Origin of the sequence: Leifsonia sp. CL147 (assembly GCF_900114565.1) — a bacterium.
Classification (GTDB): Bacteria; Actinomycetota; Actinomycetes; order Actinomycetales; family Microbacteriaceae; genus Leifsonia.
On record NZ_FOTM01000007.1, the window covers coordinates 93863 to 110227 of the forward strand.

Genomic DNA, 16365 nt, shown 5'->3' on the forward strand with positions numbered 1-16365 from the left:
CCGCTCCGCCCCCGGCCGACGGGGTCAGTGCACGTGCGCCGCAGCGGCCTCGCGCAGGGAGGCGATGCGCTCGGCGGGCTCACCCCGGAAGACGCTGGAGCCGGCGACGAAGGTGTCGGCGCCGGCGGTGGCCGCGGTGACGATGGTCTCCTCGGTGACGCCCCCGTCCACCTGCAGCCAGACGTCGAGCCCCCGCGCCTCGACCGCCTGGCGCAGCGCGCGCAGCTTGGGCATGGTCTCCGGCATGAAGGACTGGCCGCCGAATCCCGGCTCCACCGTCATCACCAGCACCTGGTCGAACTCCTCCAGGAAGTCGAGATACGGTTCGACGCCGGTACCGGGCTTCACGGCGATCCCCGCCCGGGAGCCGATCGCCCGCAGCCGACGCGCGAGCGACACCGGGTCGTGGGCGGCCTCGGCGTGGAAGGTGACCGAGTACGCGCCCAGCTCGGCGTACCCGAGCGCCCAGCGGTCGGGATCGTCGATCATGAGGTGCACATCCAGCGGCACCGGGCTGACGTCCTGGATGCGGCCCACCATCTGCGGCCCGAAGGTCAGGTTGGGCACGAAGTGGTTGTCCATCACATCCACGTGGACGAGGTCGGCCGTCACGATGCGCTCCAGTTCGCTCTGCAGGTTGACGAAGTCGGCTGCCAGGATGCTCGGATTGATCCGGATGCGCGGGTCGATCCGGTCGTCGGGGATTCTCGCCATGCTCCCAGCCTAAGCGGAGCGCTTGCGCAGCAGCGCGATGAACATGGCGTCGGTGAGGTGCCGGTGCGGCCACAGCTGCACGGTCTCCGGATCGCCGGCGAGGTCGAGCCGCTCGGACGCCAGGCCCTGCACGACCGTCGCGGTCTGCTCCGGCTCGAGGAGGTACGCGTGGCGTTCCAGCGCGTCGGCGACGATGCCGCGTGTCTCCGCCAGGTGCGGCGAGCACGTCACATAGGCCAGCAGTCCGCCCGGCTTCAGGGCCGCGATGGCGGAGTCGAGCAGCGCGCTCTGCAGCCCGGTCAGGTCGGCGACGTCCCGCGGCGTCTTGCGCCAGCGGGCCTCCGGCCGGCGGCGCAGCGCGCCCAATCCGGTGCACGGAGCGTCGAGCAGGATGCGGTCGAAGGCCTCGGGATGCGCCTCGCCGATGGTCGTGCCGTCCAGTTCCCAGACTGGCACCTCGAGCGGCACAGCTGCGAGGGCCCGGCGGACCAGGTCGGCGCGGACCGGGATCAGCTCGTTCGCGACGAGCGACGCACCGCCGGCGAGCGCCTCGGCGGCGAGCAGGGCCGCCTTGCCTCCGGGGCCGGCGCAGAGGTCGAGCCAGCGCTCCCCCGGCTGGATGGGCTGTGCGCGGCTCAGCGTCAGTGCGGCCAGCTGCGAGCCCTCATCCTGAACGCGGATCCGCCCTCCGGACTCGTCCATCATGCCCAGCGGGTCGCCGCGGCCGACCGTGAAGCCGGGAGGCGAGTAGCGGTCGGCGCGGGCGTCCGGCGGCAGGTCGGCCAGCCCGGGCAGCGCGATCAGATTGACGCGGGGTGCGGCGTTGTCGGCCTGCAACAGGTCGGGGAGCTCGTCCCGGCGACCCTCCGCCTCCAGCGCCCGCCGGAAGGCGCGCAGCACCCAGACGGGATGCGAGGACAGCGCGGAGAGACGGTCGTCGTCGTTCCCGGCGCGCCCGGCCACCTCCTCCCGCCACTCGTCGGTCGTGTGCCGGCCGATCTCGCGCAGCACGCCGTTCACGAAGCCGGTGCCCGACCGGCTGCCCACCGTGCGCGCGAGGGCGACGGACTCATTCACGGCCGCATGAGCGGCCACACGCATGGAGAGCAGCTGGTGGGCGCCGAGGCGGAGCACGTCGAGCAGCGGAGGGTCGATCCGGTCGACACCGCGGCCGGCGGCGATCTCGATCACCCGGTCGTAGAAGCCCTGCATGCGGAGGGTGCCGTACGTGAGCTCGGTCGCGAGGCCCGCATCCGCGGGCGACAGGTCCGCGCGGGCGATCCGGGTCGGGAGCAGCAGGTTGGCGTAGGCGTCGGACTCGCGCACCGCCTGGAGGACGTCGAGCGCGACCTGGCGCGCCGGCTGGACGCGGATCTGCGAGGGACGGCCGTTCACGCGAGCACCAGCCCGTCACCGGCGCGCGACGCCGTCCCGCGGAGCCAGTCCGCCGCGGGCATCGCCCGCTTGCCGGCCGGCTGGACGGTCAGCAGCTCCAGGGGCTCCGTCCCGGTTCCGACGAGGACGCGTCCATCGCGCGCCTCCACCGTCCCGGGCCGAAGCGGAGCCTCGCCCGGCGCGCGGCGTGCCGTGTGGACCTTGAACCGTTCCCCGCCGAGGAGCGCGAACGCGCCCGGCTCCGGCGTCACGCCGCGCAGGCGCGCGTACACACGATCGGCCGGCTCCGCGAAGTCCAGGCGGGCGTCCTCGATCGAGAGCTTCGCCGCGAGCGTGACCTCCCCCTCCTGCGCCTGCGCGACCGCGCTCCCGTCGGCCAGCGCATCCACGGTGTCCGCGAGCAACTCTGCTCCCTCGAGCGAAAGGGCGGCGAGCAACTCCCCCGCGGTGTCGTCTGGCTCGATGGGATGCCGCAGCTCGGCATACACGTCACCGGCGTCGAGCTCCGGCACGAGCCGGAAGACGGCGGCCCCGGTCTCCGCATCCCCCGCGATGAGGGCGTGCTGCACCGGTGCTGCACCGCGCCAGCGCGGCAGGAGCGAGAAGTGGAGGTTCACCCAGCCGAGCCGCGGAAGGGACAGCAGCGGCTCGCGCACCAGACCTCCGTAGGCGACCACCACTCCGAGGTCCGGCTGCAGCGCGGCGATCCGCGCGGTGACGTCCTCTCCGAGCCGATTCGCCGTCAGGAGGGGCAGCCCGAGCCGTCGAGCGGCTTCGGCGACCGGCGACGGGGTGAGGATGCGTTTGCGGCCGAGCGGCGCATCCTCACGGGTGACGACGGCCACCACCTGGTGCCGGGCGGCGACGGCCTCGAGCGATGGGACGGACACCGCGGGAGTGCCGGCGAAGACGATGCGCATGGGGAGAGGTTCTTTCGGTGGGGACGGCCACCCAGCCTACCCGTGGACGGCGCGGCCTCGGGGTCAGAGGATCTCGGGGTCGTCGAAGCGGACGCGCAGCGTCGGCGCCGGGCGGTAGCCCGTCTTGCCCGCCGGGGCGCGTCGGCGCCGGGTGGCGTTCTTGACCACCGCGGCGCGGACGGCAGCGGCGACGTCGGCGCCGTGCGCGTATTCGAAGCGCAGCACCGCACGTACGAGGTCGGCCCCGGCTCGGGAGGCGCGGCCCGGCCCCGCGTCCGCATCCACGGGCGCAGGCCCCAGAACGTCGATGAGGAGGGACCGGTCCACCGCATCCAGCACTTCGGTCACGGTCGCCTCGGTGCCGGTCACGGACGCAAGGCGCACGGCCGGCGGAAAGCGCAGCTCGCGACGGTCGGCGAGCTCGCCCTGGGCGAACTCCACGAGGCGTCCCGTCGCGAAGTCGCGAGCGAGCGGTCCGCCCACCCCGACGAGCACGGTCGGCGCACCGGGCGCGGCAAGCCCGGCCGCGCTCTGCCACCAGCGCAGGCAGTCCTCGGCGACGTGCAGGCTCTCGCGCGCCAGCATCCGTTCGCCGTCGAGCAGCAGCACGGCCTGGTAGCCGCCCTCCGCGATGGGCTCCGCGCCACGGGTCGCAACGACGAGCGCCGGCGCCGCCCCGACGCGCTGCACCGGGTGGTCGCCGTCGGCGAGGATGACCCGGATGCCGGGGAACGCCCGTCCCAGCTCCTCCGCCGTCCGACCCGACCCGACGGTGACGAGACGGAACGCCCGGTGCTCGCAGTGGTCGCACTGCCACTCGGTGGCGATCCGGCCGCACACCCGGCACGACGGCGGAGCCCCGGCGCGCGCCTGGTGCAGCGGTCCCTTGCAGTTGGTGCAGCGCGCCGCCTGCCCGCAGTTCGCGCACGCGATGACGGGCGCATAGCCGGGGCGGCCGACCTGCACGAGCACGGGGCCGCGTGCCCGCCCGCTCTCGCCGTGGAGCGCCTCCCGTGCGATCCGCCAGGCGGTCGAGGGGATGCGCGCCGCGCGGGCCATCGGCTCGGGCGCCTGCAGGTTCGCGGTGAGCACGACCTTCGAGGTGACGGCGCGCTCCGGCCCGAGGTCGCGCAGCCAGCCCAGCTCCACCAGGCGCTGCGCCTCCACGCTCCGGATGTTGCCGCTGAGGACGAGCGCGCAGCCCTCCAGCTCCTGCCGGACGAGCGCCGCATCCCGGGTGTGCACGTAGGGGCTGAGCGGCTCGGCATGCAGCGGGTCGCTGTCCTCCCAGACGGCCAGAAGGCCGAGACGTTCGGCGGGAGCGTAGACGACCGAGCGGTTGCCGATCACGATCCGGGGGCCGGACAGCGCCTCCAGGAACCCGCGGTAGCGGTCGGGATTCGTCTGGCCCGCATCCGCGCGGACCACGGCCTCCGCCGGTGCCACGGCCGCCAGAGCGGCGGCCAGTTGCTCCAGGTCGCGGTGGTCCGGTACCGCGACGATGGCCGTGCGGCCTCCTCGCCGGCAGTCGGCGGCCAGCGTCGCGAGGGTGACCGCCCATTCCCCGACCCAGGTGCCGTCCGGCAGCGGGACCAGCTGCGGGATGGCGCGCAGCGCGATCCGCTCGTTGCGCGCCACCGCATCCTCGAGCACGCGCTCCCCGTACCCCCGCACGGGCACCGGCACCGGCCCCCGCGCACCCGTAGCGGGGACTGCGGCGGAAGGAGGCTCTGCCCGGGAGGCCAGCCAGGCTTTCTCCACGCGGACCATGCGGCCGGGGACGGCGAGGCGCAGGATGTCGCTCGCAGTGCCGGCACTGCGGTCCGCCAGACGCCGCGCCATCCGCCACACGCCCGGAGTGAGCACCGGGGCGGGCGAGACGACCGCCTCCAGCGGGCTCAGCGAACCGTCGTATCCCGCATCCGGATCGCCGAGCTCGACGAGGTAGCCGTCGGCCACGCGACCGGCCGACCGGAGCGGGACGCGCACGCGCACGCCGGGCAGCGCCTCGGCCGCGAGCTGCTCCGGGATGCTGTAGTCGAAGAGATGGTCGAGCTGCGGGAGCGGCGAGTCGAGGACCACCCGGGCGACCCGTCCGGTCGCCGCCACCGTCAGATCCCTGAGGCCGAGCGGAGGTCGTCGACGCGGTCGAGCTGCTCCCAGGTGAACTCGGGGAGCTCGCGGCCGAAGTGGCCGTAGGTCGCGGTCTTGGCGTAGATCGGGCGCAGCAGGTCGAGATCGCGGATGATCGCGGCCGGCCGCAGGTCGAAGACCTCGCGGATGGCGTGGATGATGCGCTCCTCCGGGACGTGCGCGGTTCCGAACGTCTCGACGTACAGGCCGACCGGCGCCGCCTTGCCGATCGCGTAGGCGATCTGGACTTCGAGCCGATCGGCGAGGCCGGCCGCGACGGCGTTCTTCGCGACCCAGCGCATCGCGTACGCGGCCGAGCGGTCGACCTTGGACGGGTCCTTGCCCGAGAACGCACCGCCGCCGTGCCGGGAGGCGCCGCCGTACGTGTCGACGATGATCTTGCGGCCGGTCAGGCCCGCGTCGCCCTTCGGACCGCCGATCTCGAAACGTCCGGTCGGGTTGATGAGCGTGCGGATGTGCGAGGTCTCGAGGCCGGCATCGTGCAGCACGGGATTGATGACCTCCTCGATGATCTCGGCCTGCAGCCGCTCGTTGGAGACGTGCGGAGCGTGCTGCGTCGAGAGCACGACCGTCTGCACCGACTTCGGGACCGCGCCCTCGTAGCCGATGGTGACCTGCGTCTTGCCGTCGGGCCGCAGGTAGTCGAGCGTGCCGTCCTTGCGGACGCCGGCGAGGCGCTCGGCGAGGCGGTGCGCGAGCCAGATCGGCAGCGGCATGTACTGGGGCGTCTCGGTGGTCGCGTAGCCGAACATGATGCCCTGGTCGCCGGCTCCCTGGCGGTCCAGGTCGTCGTGGCTCTGCTCGGCCCGCGTCTCGAGCGCGTTGTCGACGCCCTGCGCGATGTCGGGCGACTGCGCGCCGATCGAGACGGAGACGCCGCACTGGGTGCCGTCGAAGCTGACGTCCGACGAGTCGTAGCCGATCTCGACGATCTTGTCGCGGACGAGCGCGGGGATCTCCACGTAGCCGCTGGAGGTCACCTCGCCGGCGACGTGGACGAGACCGGTGGTGACGAGCGTCTCCACCGCGGCGCGGCTGTGCGGGTCGACCGCGAGCAGCGCATCCAGGATGCTGTCGGAGATCTGGTCGCAGATCTTGTCCGGGTGCCCCTCGGTGACGGACTCGGACGTGAAGAGACGCAGATCTGCCATGGTTCTCCCTGTGTGGTGAATGTGACCTCGGTCGCACGCTCCCTCGGCGCTGGGGTCGCAGAACCGCTTCGCGCTTCCCCGGACTCCACCGCGCTAAGCGATGACGTCGAGGATACGGTCGGCCACCGACAGCTTGCTGCCCGAGGCCTCCATCACTATATCGCCGCCCTTGCGCAGGACCACGACCTCGTTGCTCTCCGTTGCGAAGCCCTGCGACCATCCCACCTGGTTGAGCACGAGGAAGTCGCTCCCCTTGGCGGCGAGCTTGGTCCGGCCCAGGTCGATGAGGGCCTGCGGGTCGGGTTCGGTCTCCGCCGCGAAGCCCACGACGACCTGCCCCTCGCGCTTGTGCGACGTGAGGCCAGCGAGGATGTCCGGGTTCGCGATCAGCTCGAGGGTCAACGTGTCGCCGTGGTCGGCCTTCTTGATCTTGGCGTCCCGTGTCTCGACGGGACGGTAGTCGGCCACGGCCGCCGTCATGACGACGATGTCGGCCGCGCGGGCGGCCTCCTCGACCGCTTCCTGCAGTTCGAGCGCCGTCTGGACCTCGATCAGCTCGACTCCCTCGGGAGGCTCGACCTCGAGGTGCGCGGCGATGAGGACGACGTCGGCGCCGCGGGCCTGTGCGGCACTCGCGATGGCGACGCCCTGCCGGCCGCTGGAGCGGTTGCCGAGGAACCGGACCGGATCGAGCGGCTCGCGCGTCCCTCCCGCGGTCACGACGACGCGCTTGCCCGCGAGGTCGACGCCCCCGCGCGGCCGCCGTGCCGCCTCGTTGGCGCGGCGGCGCTCGGAGAGGACGACCACGTCGTTGACCCCGGACGCCGGCACGGCGGCATCCGCAGAGCCGGCACCTTGGGCGGCGAGGTCTTCCGGTGAAGCGGCCGGCAGCTCGACCGCGCGCGGCGTCGCGCCTGCAGCACGCAGTGCAGCGCGCACGATGACGGCCGGCTCCTCCATCCGCCCCGGCCCCGAATCGGCGCCCGTCAGCTGTCCGCTGGCCGGTCCGACGATGGTCACGCCGCGGCTGCGCAGCGTCGCGATGTTGGCGACGGTCGCGGGATTCCGCCACATCTCGGTGTGCATCGCCGGCGCGATGACCAGCGGAGCAGTGGATGCGAGCACGGTGTTGCCGAGGAGGTCGTCGGCCAGGCCCGCGGCCAGCTTCGCGATGGTGTTCGCCGTCGCCGGCGCGATCACGATCAGGTCGGCGGACTGCCCGATCGCCACGTGCCGCACCTCGGCGACGCCCTCGTACAGGTCGGTCGCGACGGGATTGCGGCTGATCGCCTCGAGCGTCGGCCGGCCGACGAAGCGGAGGGCGGCCTCCGTCGCCACGACGTGCACCGAGTGCCCTTCGAGGACCAGCGCCCGGACGACACCGACCGCCTTATACGCCGCGATGCCGCCGGTCACTCCGACGACGATGGTCAATCGTGGGCTCAACGGCGGCACCTCTCCTCGGCCGGGGGCCTCCCGGCTGCGGTCGTCCTGCGGCGGTAGCTGCTGGGTCTTCGCGGTCCTACTCGGCCGCGATCGGCTTCACGACGAGCTTGTCCTCGTTGATCTCGTGCAGCGCCACCGAGAGCGGCTTGTCGTCGACGGACGAGTCGACGAGCGGTCCGACGTTGTCGAACAGGCTGCCCTCGTGCAGGTCGGCGTAGTAGTCGTTGATCTGACGCGCCCGCTTGGAGGCGAAGATCACGAGCGCGTACTTGGACTCGACGCGGGACAGCAGCTCGTCGATGGGCGGGTCGATGATGCCGTTGTTGCTGGTGGCCATGCGGGGTGCTCCTTGCTCTGGGCGATTCGGACCTGGAGGCCGATCGCGCGGCCGCGTCAGGCGACCGGGGACGGTGGGCGCGCCGACGACGGCGCGGAGACGGCCGTCACCGACGCTCTGGCGCCGGGCGGACCTTCATCAAGTCTACGACCTCGCGAGCCGCCTCGGCGACGTCGTGATTCACGACCCGGTAGTCGAACTCGTGCTGGGCGGCCAGTTCGACCTTCGCCGTCTCGAGGCGGCGCTGCTGCTCGGGCGCTTCCTCGGTGCCCCGCCCGATCAGGCGGCGGACCAGTTCCTCCCACGTGGGCGGCAGGAGGAAGATCAGCCGCGCCTCCGGCATCGACTCCCGTACCTGGCGCGCCCCCTGCAGGTCGATCTCCAGCAGGACGCTGCGGCCGGCGGCCAGCGCCCTCTCGATCGGCGCACGCGGAGTGCCGTAGCGGTACGCATTGTGGACGGTCGCGTGCTCCAGCAGCTCTCCGGCCGCGACCATCCGGTCGAACTCGGCGTCGTCGACGAAGTAGTAGTTGACCCCGTCGACCTCGCCCGGCCGCGGCGCGCGCGTGGTCGCGGACACCGAGAGCAGTACGTCGGGGTAGTTCTTGCGGATGTACGAGGACACGGTGCCCTTGCCGACGGCGGTGGGCCCGGCCAGCACGATCAGGCGGTTGCGGGCCCGCTCGGTGCGGTTCTCGCGCTCGATCAGGAACTGCCGGAGGCGGAGCCGCTGGTGCCGGCCGAGCCCGCCCAGGCGTTTCGCCGGCGAGATGCCCAGACGGTCCAGCGCTTCCTGCATCTTGGTCTGCCCGATGGCCGGGACGCTGAGCAGGAACTCGGTCACGCGCAGGCGGCCCTCGACCCCGTCCGCGTCGGCCGTCGCGTGATCGAGCACCGTGAGGGGCGACACCTCCCGGGAGGCGATGGACGCCTTCACCGCTGCACGCGCGCGCCGGGCCGCAACAGCAGCCTCGGACGCGGCCCGGCGATCGACCTCGGGCGGCGCCGGGCGTTCGGCGCGCGGGGTCTGCGAGCCCGGTCCTTCGGGATGCGCGACAGCTTCAGCCATGCGCCGCACGCACCTCCTCGGTGCGCCGTTCCACGGCTCCCGCGAGCGCCTTCGGGCCTGCGCCGAGCAGCCCGCGCGACTCGCTGACGATCACTCCGGTCGCGAGCGAGCCGAACAAGCGGCCCGTGTCCTCGACGCGGGCGCCCTGGTGGCCGAAACCGGGCGCGAGCACCGGAAGGGCCGGGGTCCGCTCCCCCGCCGTCGCGACGTCGATCCCGTAGTCGGCGAGCCGGACCGTCGCTCCGAGCACCAGCCCGACCGAACCGTAGGGCGCGCCTGCCTCCTGCTGATTGATCGCATCCACGTCTTCGATGATCGCACGAGCCACGGACCGTCCGGCCCGCGGACCCGACTTCACGACCGCCTGCTGCACGTCCGCGGCCTCCGGGTTGGAGGTGGCGGCCAGCACGAACAGGCCCTTGCCGGCGCTCTGTGCCAGCGTGATCGTGTCCGCCAGCGATCCGACGCCCAGGAACGGCGAGACGGTCATCGCGTCGGCCTCCAGCGGCGACCCCGGCGACAGCCACGCCTCGGCGTACGCGGTCACGCTCGTGCCGATGTCGCCGCGCTTCGCGTCCGCGATCACCAGCAGGCCCGCGGCGCGCGCGGCGGACAGGACCTCCTCCAGAGCCGCATAGCCGGCCGCGCCGAAGCGCTCGAAGAAGGCCACCTGCGGCTTGACGATCCCGGCCCGGCCGGCCACGGCATCCACCACGGTCAGGCCGAACGAACGGACGCCGTCGGCGGTCATGGGCAGACCCCAGGCCTCGAGCAGGTGGGCGTGCGGGTCGATGCCCACGCACAGCCGGCCCTGCTCGTCGAACACCCGGGCGAGCCGCTCGCCGAACGCCGTCATGCGCGGGCGGCCCGGTCCAGCGCGTACTCCTGCAGCGACTTCACATCGAAGCCTTCGCGGATGGCGTCCAGCGACGCGACGGCGGCGCTCAGCTCGGCGATGGTCGTGAACAGCGGCTTGTCCGCCGCCACGGCCGCCGCGCGGATCTCGTAGCCGTCGGCACGCGCCGAGCGCCCGCTCGGAGTGTTGATCACCACATCCACCTCGGACCGGTTGATGATATCGACGATCGAGTCGCCGCCGGTCTCCTGCGCCTCGCTGTGCTTGCGCACCACCCGTGCTCCGATGCCGTTGCGGTTGAGCACCTCGGCGGTGCCCTCCGTCGCCACGATCTCGAAGCCCAGCTGGTGCAGGCGCAGCACCGGCAGCACCATGGCGCGCTTGTCGCGGTCCGACACGGAGACGAAGACCGTTCCGGTCAGCGGCATCCCGCCGTAGGCGGCCGACTGGCTCTTCGCGAACGCGGTCGGGAAGTCCTTGTCGATGCCCATCACCTCGCCGGTGGAGCGCATCTCGGGACCGAGGACCGAATCCACCACGGTGCCCTCGGCGGTGCGGAACCGCTTGAACGGCAGCACGGCCTCCTTCACGGCGACCGGGGAGTCCATCGGGATCAGCGAGCCGTCGTCCTCGGGAAGCAGGCCCTCGGCGACCAGGTCCGCGATCGTCTCGCCGACCATGATCCGCGAGGCCGCCTTCGCCAGCGGGATGCCCAGCGCCTTCGACACGAACGGAACCGTCCGCGACGCACGCGGGTTCGCCTCCAGGACATAGAGCACACCGGCGCCGATCGCGAACTGCACGTTCAGCAGACCGCGCACGCCGATCCCCTCGGCGATCTTCCGGGTCGCGTCGCGCACCCGGTCGATCTCGCGGCGGCCCAGGGTGATCGGCGGGAGGGTGCACGACGAGTCGCCGGAGTGGACGCCGGCCTCCTCGATGTGCTCCATCACGCCGCCGATGTAGAGCCGCTCGCCGTCGAACAGCGCGTCGACGTCGATCTCGATCGCGTCATCCAGGAAGCGATCCACAAGGAGGGGATGCGACGGCCCCACGATGCCCTGGCCGGCGACCCGCTCGAAGTAGTCCGCGAGCGAGGCGTTGTCGTAGACGATCTCCATCCCGCGGCCGCCGAGCACGAAGCTCGGGCGCACCAGCACCGGGTAGCCGATCTGCTCGGCGACGTGGGCGGCGGACGGGTAGTCGACGGCCATGCCGTTGCGCGGCGCCACGAGCCCGGCGGCGTCGAGGATGCCCGAGAACAGCCCGCGCTCCTCCGCCAGGTCGATCGCGTCGGGCGTGGTGCCGAGGATCGGCACCCCCGCCGCTTCGAGGCCCTTCGCGAGCCCGAGGGCGGTCTGCCCGCCGAGCTGCACGACCACGCCGACGAGCTCGCCGGACTGCGACTCCGCGTGGATGACCTCCAGCACGTCCTCCAGCGTCAGCGGCTCGAAGTACAGCCGGTCGCTGGTGTCGTAGTCGGTCGACACCGTCTCCGGGTTGCAGTTGATCATGATGGTCTCGTAGCCGGCGTCGTGCAGCGCGAAGGACGCGTGCACGCACGAGTAGTCGAACTCGACGCCCTGCCCGATGCGGTTCGGGCCGGAGCCCAGGATAACGACCTTGCGCTTGTCGCTCGGCTCCACCTCGGTCTCCAGGTCGTAGCTGGAGTAGTGGTAGGGCGTGAGCGCCGGGAACTCCCCCGCGCACGTGTCCACGGTCTTGAACACCGGCCGGACACCGAGGATGTGACGCACCTCGCGAACGTCGGCCTCGCCGAAGCCGCGCAGCTCGCCGATCTGGGCGTCGGAGAAGCCGTTGTCCTTGGCGAACCGGACCGTGTCGGTGTCGAGCGTCGGAGCAGTGCGGATCTGCTCGGCGACCTCGTTGATCAGAACGATCTGGTCGATGAACCAGGGGTCGATCTTGGTCGCCTCGAACACCTGCTCGGCCGTCGCGCCGAGGCGGAGCGCCTGCTGCACATCCACGATGCGGCCATCGGTCGGCGTGGCGATCGACGCGAGCAACTCCTCCACGGTCCGCGACTGCGGCCCCCAGTGGAACGAGGAGCCGCGCTTCTCGAGCGAGCGCAGGGCCTTCTGGAGCGCGCTGGCGAACGAGCGGCCGATCGCCATCGCCTCGCCCACCGACTTCATGGTGGTCGTCAGCGTGGGGTCGGCGGCCGGGAACTTCTCGAACGCGAACCGCGGCACCTTCACGACGACGTAGTCGAGCGTGGGCTCGAAGCTCGCCGGCGTCACCTTGGTGATGTCGTTCGGGATCTCGTCCAGCCGGTAGCCGATGGCCAGCTTCGCGGCGATCTTGGCGATCGGGAAGCCCGTCGCCTTCGACGCGAGCGCCGACGAGCGGGAGACGCGCGGGTTCATCTCGATGACGATGATCCGGCCGTTCTCCGGGTTCACGGCGAACTGGATGTTGCAGCCTCCGGTGTCGACGCCGACGGCGCGGATGATGTCGATGCCGATGTCGCGCAGCTTCTGGTACTCGCGGTCGGTCAGGGTCAGTGCCGGCGCGACCGTGATCGAGTCGCCGGTGTGCACACCGACCGGGTCGACGTTCTCGATCGAGCAGACGACGACCGTGTTGTCAGCGGTGTCGCGCATGAGCTCGAGCTCGTACTCCTTCCAGCCGAGGATCGACTCCTCCAGGAGCACCTCGCTGGTCGGGCTCTGGTGGATGCCGTCCCCGGCGATCCGCCGCAGCTGCTCCGGCGTGTACGCGAAACCGGAACCGAGGCCGCCCATGGTGAACGACGGGCGCACGACGAGCGGGTAGCCGAGGTCTTCGGCGAACTCGAGCGCCTCCTCCACGGTGTGCGCGATGTGGGAGCGCGCCACCTCGGCGCCCGCCTCGACGACGAGCTCCTTGAAGATCTGGCGGTCCTCGCCCTTCTGGATCGCCTCGAACTTCGCGCCGATCAGCTCCACGCCGTACTTCTCGAGGATGCCGTGCTCGTGCAGCTGCATGGCCGCGTTGAGCGCGGTCTGGCCGCCGAGGGTCGGCAGGATGGCGTCCGGCCGCTCCTTGGCGATGATCGTCTCGATGACCTGCCAGGTGATCGGCTCGACGTAGGTGGCGTCGGCGAAGTCCGGGTCGGTCATGATCGTCGCCGGGTTGGAGTTGACGAGGATGACGCGGACGCCCTCCGCCTTCAGCACCCGGCACGCCTGGGTGCCCGAGTAGTCGAACTCGACCGCCTGGCCGATGACGATGGGCCCGGAGCCGATGACGAGGACGGAGTTGATGTCGTCGCGTTTGGGCATCAGTCGTTCTCCTGGTCGTTCTGGGTGGTCGAAACAGCGTGGATCATGTCCAGGAACCGGTCGAAGAGGTAGTTGGCGTCGTGCGGCCCGGCGGCCGCCTCCGGGTGGTACTGGACGCTGAACGCGTTGAGGTCGAGGCAGTTCAGCCCCTCCACGACATCGTCGTTGAGGGAGAAGTGGCTCACCTCGACGCGGCCGAAGCCGGCGGGCGAGTCGAACGTCGCGTCGATCGGCGCGCGGACGGCGAAGCCGTGGTTCTGCGCGGTGATCTCGACCTTGCCGGTGCGCTTGTCGAGCACGGGCTGATTGATCCCGCGGTGGCCGAACGGCAGCTTGTAGGTGTCGAGGCCCAGCGCGCGACCGAGCAGCTGGTTGCCGAAGCAGATGCCGAAGTACGGGAGTCCGGCGCGCAGCGTCTCCTGGAGCAGCGCGACATGCTTGTCGGAGGCCTCCGGGTCACCGGGGCCGTTCGAGAAGAACAGCGCCGAGACGCCCAGGTCGAGCACATCCTGAGCGGTGACCTGCTGCGGCAGCACGTGCACGTCGAGGCCGCGCGACGCCAGGTTGTCCAGCGTCGACTTCTTCACGCCGAGGTCGAGAACGGCGACGGAGCCGACCTTCTCGCCGACGGCCGGGACCGTGTACGGCTCGACGGTCGAGACCTCGGCCGACAGGTTGCGTCCCTTCATGGGCGCGCCGGCGAGCACCAGGTCCAGCTGCTCGCTGTCGCTGAGGTCGAAGTCGGCGCCCGAGAAGATCCCGGAGCGCATGGCGCCTGCCGAGCGGATGTGACGGGTCACGGCGCGCGTGTCGATGCCGCTGATCCCGACGACGCCCTGCCCGACGAGGTCGTCGTCGAGGCTCCGCTGGGCGCGGAAATTGGACACGACCCGGCTGGGCTCACGGACGACGTAGCCGGCGACCCAGATCCGCCGGGACTCCATGTCCTCGTCGTTCGTGCCCGTGTTGCCGATGTGCGGCGCGGTCATGAGGACGATCTGACCGGCGTAGGACGGGTCGGTGAGGGTCTCCTGGTATCCGGTCATCCCCGTCGCGAACACCGCCTCGCCGAGCGTGCGCCCGCGGGCGCCGTAGGCCCGGCCGACGTACCGTTTTCCGTCTTCGAGGACGAGCACCGCAGGTTCTGCAGCGAGCACGTCACACCTCCTTGTCGTTCGGGCGATGCCCGTTCGTGTCAGCGTCCGTCGTGCGCTCGGGCTCCGCTGGATCAGCGGCATCCGCGCCGGGGACGATGTTCTGGATGGCCGCGGCGAGCTGCGCGCGGCCGGCCGGGTCGACGACCCGGAAGTAGCTGTCGGCGGCGGTGCCGCCGGTGGTGGTCCAGCCGACGCGGAGCAGTCCGTCGCGCTCCACGGCACGGTCGATGGCGACGCTCGCGGCGCCGGTACCCGAGATGACCGCGGCGGGCACGAAGACCGGGCTCTCGCCGGTGACCGCGATCGCGAGGCCCTCGGGCCGCACGGTGACGGTCGCGGCGCCGCGGAAGGCGAGCCCGGGCAGCGCGAGGCGCTCCAGGTGCTGGCCCGCCCTCGTCGTCGCCACGTACAGGACGTCGGCCTCCGCCGTCGGTGCGCTCAGCGTCCCGGGTGTCGAGTATCCGCCGCCGGAGGCGCTGTCGCGCCGGACCCGCCGGCGCCAGCCGACGACCGCGAGGGCGATGACGATGACGACCACCGCGACGATGGCCAGAGTCGGGAGCACCCTATCCACGCGCCACCGCCTCGGCGTCGACCACGGCGCCGTCGAGAACCGTGGGCCGTCCCTGGTGGAAGGTGGCGGTCACGCGTCCGGGCAGCGTCAGCCCGAGGTAGGGCGAGTTGACGCCCTTGCCGGCGAGTTCGGACGCCGCGAACGTGCGGGAGGCCGTCGGGTCGTAGAGGAAGAGGTTGGCGGGAGCGCCGGCCGTCAGCGGACCGCCGTGGCCCTCCAGCCGCCCGATCCGGGCGGGCGTCGCGGAGAGGACGCGGGCGATGCCCGACCAGTCCAGCATCCCGTTGTCGACCACCGACGCCTGCACGACGGAGAGCGCGGTCTCCAGCCCGACCATGCCGAACGCGGCGGCATCCCACTCGCAGTCCTTCGACTCGACCGGATGCGGTGCGTGGTCCGTCGCGACGATGTCGATGGTGCCGTCCGCGAGTCCCGCACGGAGCGCATCCACATCCTCCCGGCGCCGCAGCGGCGGGTTGACCTTGTAGCGGGCGTCGTAGCCCGAGGCCAGCTCCTCCGTGAGCGCCAGGTGATGCGGCGTCACCTCGGCGGTCACGTCGATGCCGCGCGCCTTCGCCCAGCGGATCACATCCACGCTTCCCGCCGTCGAGACGTGGCACACGTGCAGGCGGGAGCCGACGTGCTCGGCCAGGAGGACGTCCCGGGCGATGATCGACTCCTCGGCGACGGCGGGCCAGCCGGCCAGTCCCAGTTCGCCGGAGAGCGCGCCCTCGTTCATCTGCGCGCCCTGCGTCAGCCGCGGCTCCTGCGCGTGCTGGGCGATCACGCCGTCGAACGCCTTGACGTACTCCAGCGCCCGCCGCATCAGCAGCGGATCCGAGACGCACTTGCCGTCATCCGAGAAGACCCGGACGCGCGCACGCGACTCGGCCATCGCGCCGAGCTCGGCGAGCCGCTCGCCCTCCAGCCCCACGGTGACCGCGCCGATCGGGCGGACGGTCGCGTACCCGGCGGCCTCCCCCAGGCTCAGCACCTGCTCGACGACACCGGCCGTGTCGGCCACCGGCGACGTGTTCGCCATCGCGAAGACGGCGGTGAAGCCTCCGGCCGCCGCGGCGCGCGTTCCGGTCAGGACCGTCTCGCTCTGCTCGTAGCCGGGCTCGCGCAGATGCGTATGGAGGTCGACCAGACCGGGAAGGGCGAGCAGCCCGTCCGCGTCGATCCTCGTCGCGCCGTCCGCGCTCAGACCGGACCCGGTCTCGACGATGCGGCCGCCGTCGATCAGCAGATCGGCTCGCGTGCCGTCGGCCAGGGTCGCGCCGCCGATCAGGAATCTCTGTCCCATGC

The 16365-nt window shown here is 71.9% G+C and carries 13 protein-coding genes; all 13 read right to left on the bottom strand.

All coding sequences use genetic code 11. The features are described from left to right. Positions 1-24 precede the first annotated feature (24 nt). The 13 genes from rpe to BM287_RS08425 all read right to left on the bottom strand — a co-directional run bounded on the left by rpe (position 25) and on the right by BM287_RS08425 (position 16363). Positions 25-714, bottom strand: a complete 690-nt coding sequence (gene rpe, locus BM287_RS08365) for a ribulose-phosphate 3-epimerase (RefSeq protein ID WP_090038011.1) — start codon at positions 712-714, stop codon at positions 25-27. 9 nt (positions 715-723) lie between these two features. Continuing rightward, positions 724-2109 carry an RsmB/NOP family class I SAM-dependent RNA methyltransferase gene (locus BM287_RS08370; RefSeq protein ID WP_090038007.1) on the bottom strand — a complete coding sequence of 462 codons (1386 nt, stop codon included), beginning with the start codon at positions 2107-2109 and terminating at the stop codon, positions 724-726. Further along, complete coding sequence (gene fmt, locus BM287_RS08375) at positions 2106-3029, bottom strand: methionyl-tRNA formyltransferase (RefSeq protein ID WP_090038003.1); 924 nt, start codon at positions 3027-3029, stop codon at positions 2106-2108. Before fmt ends, BM287_RS08370 begins: the two co-directional genes overlap by 4 nt. A 63-nt stretch (positions 3030-3092) precedes the next feature. Further along, on the bottom strand, positions 3093-5138 hold the full coding sequence (locus tag BM287_RS08380; protein WP_090037998.1) for a primosomal protein N' family DNA-binding protein: 2046 nt from the start codon (positions 5136-5138) through the stop codon (positions 3093-3095). Positions 5139-5140: 2 nt separating this feature from the next. Further along, entirely contained in the window at positions 5141-6334 is a 1194-nt protein-coding gene (gene metK / locus BM287_RS08385) for a methionine adenosyltransferase (protein ID WP_090037995.1), read from the bottom strand. 93 nt (positions 6335-6427) lie between these two features. Beyond that, positions 6428-7768 carry a bifunctional phosphopantothenoylcysteine decarboxylase/phosphopantothenate synthase gene (locus BM287_RS08390; RefSeq protein ID WP_090037991.1) on the bottom strand — a complete coding sequence of 447 codons (1341 nt, stop codon included), beginning with the start codon at positions 7766-7768 and terminating at the stop codon, positions 6428-6430. 88 nt (positions 7769-7856) lie between these two features. Continuing rightward, entirely contained in the window at positions 7857-8117 is a 261-nt protein-coding gene (gene rpoZ, locus BM287_RS08395; RefSeq protein ID WP_090037987.1) for a DNA-directed RNA polymerase subunit omega, read from the bottom strand. A gap of 106 nt (positions 8118-8223) precedes the next feature. Beyond that, complete coding sequence (gene gmk, locus BM287_RS08400) at positions 8224-9186, bottom strand: guanylate kinase (protein WP_090038341.1); 963 nt, start codon at positions 9184-9186, stop codon at positions 8224-8226. Further along, entirely contained in the window at positions 9179-10042 is an 864-nt protein-coding gene (gene pyrF, locus BM287_RS08405; protein WP_090037984.1) for an orotidine-5'-phosphate decarboxylase, read from the bottom strand. The genes gmk and pyrF overlap by 8 nt, the downstream gene beginning before the upstream one ends. Next, the gene (gene carB / locus BM287_RS08410) at positions 10039-13326 is read right to left on the bottom strand and encodes a carbamoyl-phosphate synthase large subunit (RefSeq protein WP_090037980.1); all 3288 of its coding nucleotides are present in this window, start codon (positions 13324-13326) and stop codon (positions 10039-10041) included. Before carB ends, pyrF begins: the two co-directional genes overlap by 4 nt. After that, positions 13326-14483 (bottom strand): glutamine-hydrolyzing carbamoyl-phosphate synthase small subunit, encoded by a 1158-nt coding sequence (gene carA, locus BM287_RS08415; RefSeq protein WP_170857478.1) that lies wholly within the window; start codon positions 14481-14483, stop codon positions 13326-13328. The genes carB and carA overlap by 1 nt, the downstream gene beginning before the upstream one ends. A gap of 1 nt (position 14484) precedes the next feature. Further along, positions 14485-15057, bottom strand: a complete 573-nt coding sequence (locus BM287_RS08420; RefSeq protein WP_244528062.1) for a PH-like domain-containing protein — start codon at positions 15055-15057, stop codon at positions 14485-14487. Further along, a complete protein-coding gene (locus BM287_RS08425) occupies positions 15050-16363 on the bottom strand; it encodes a dihydroorotase (RefSeq protein WP_090037971.1) in 1314 nt (437 codons plus the stop codon). Before BM287_RS08425 ends, BM287_RS08420 begins: the two co-directional genes overlap by 8 nt. Positions 16364-16365 lie beyond the last annotated feature (2 nt).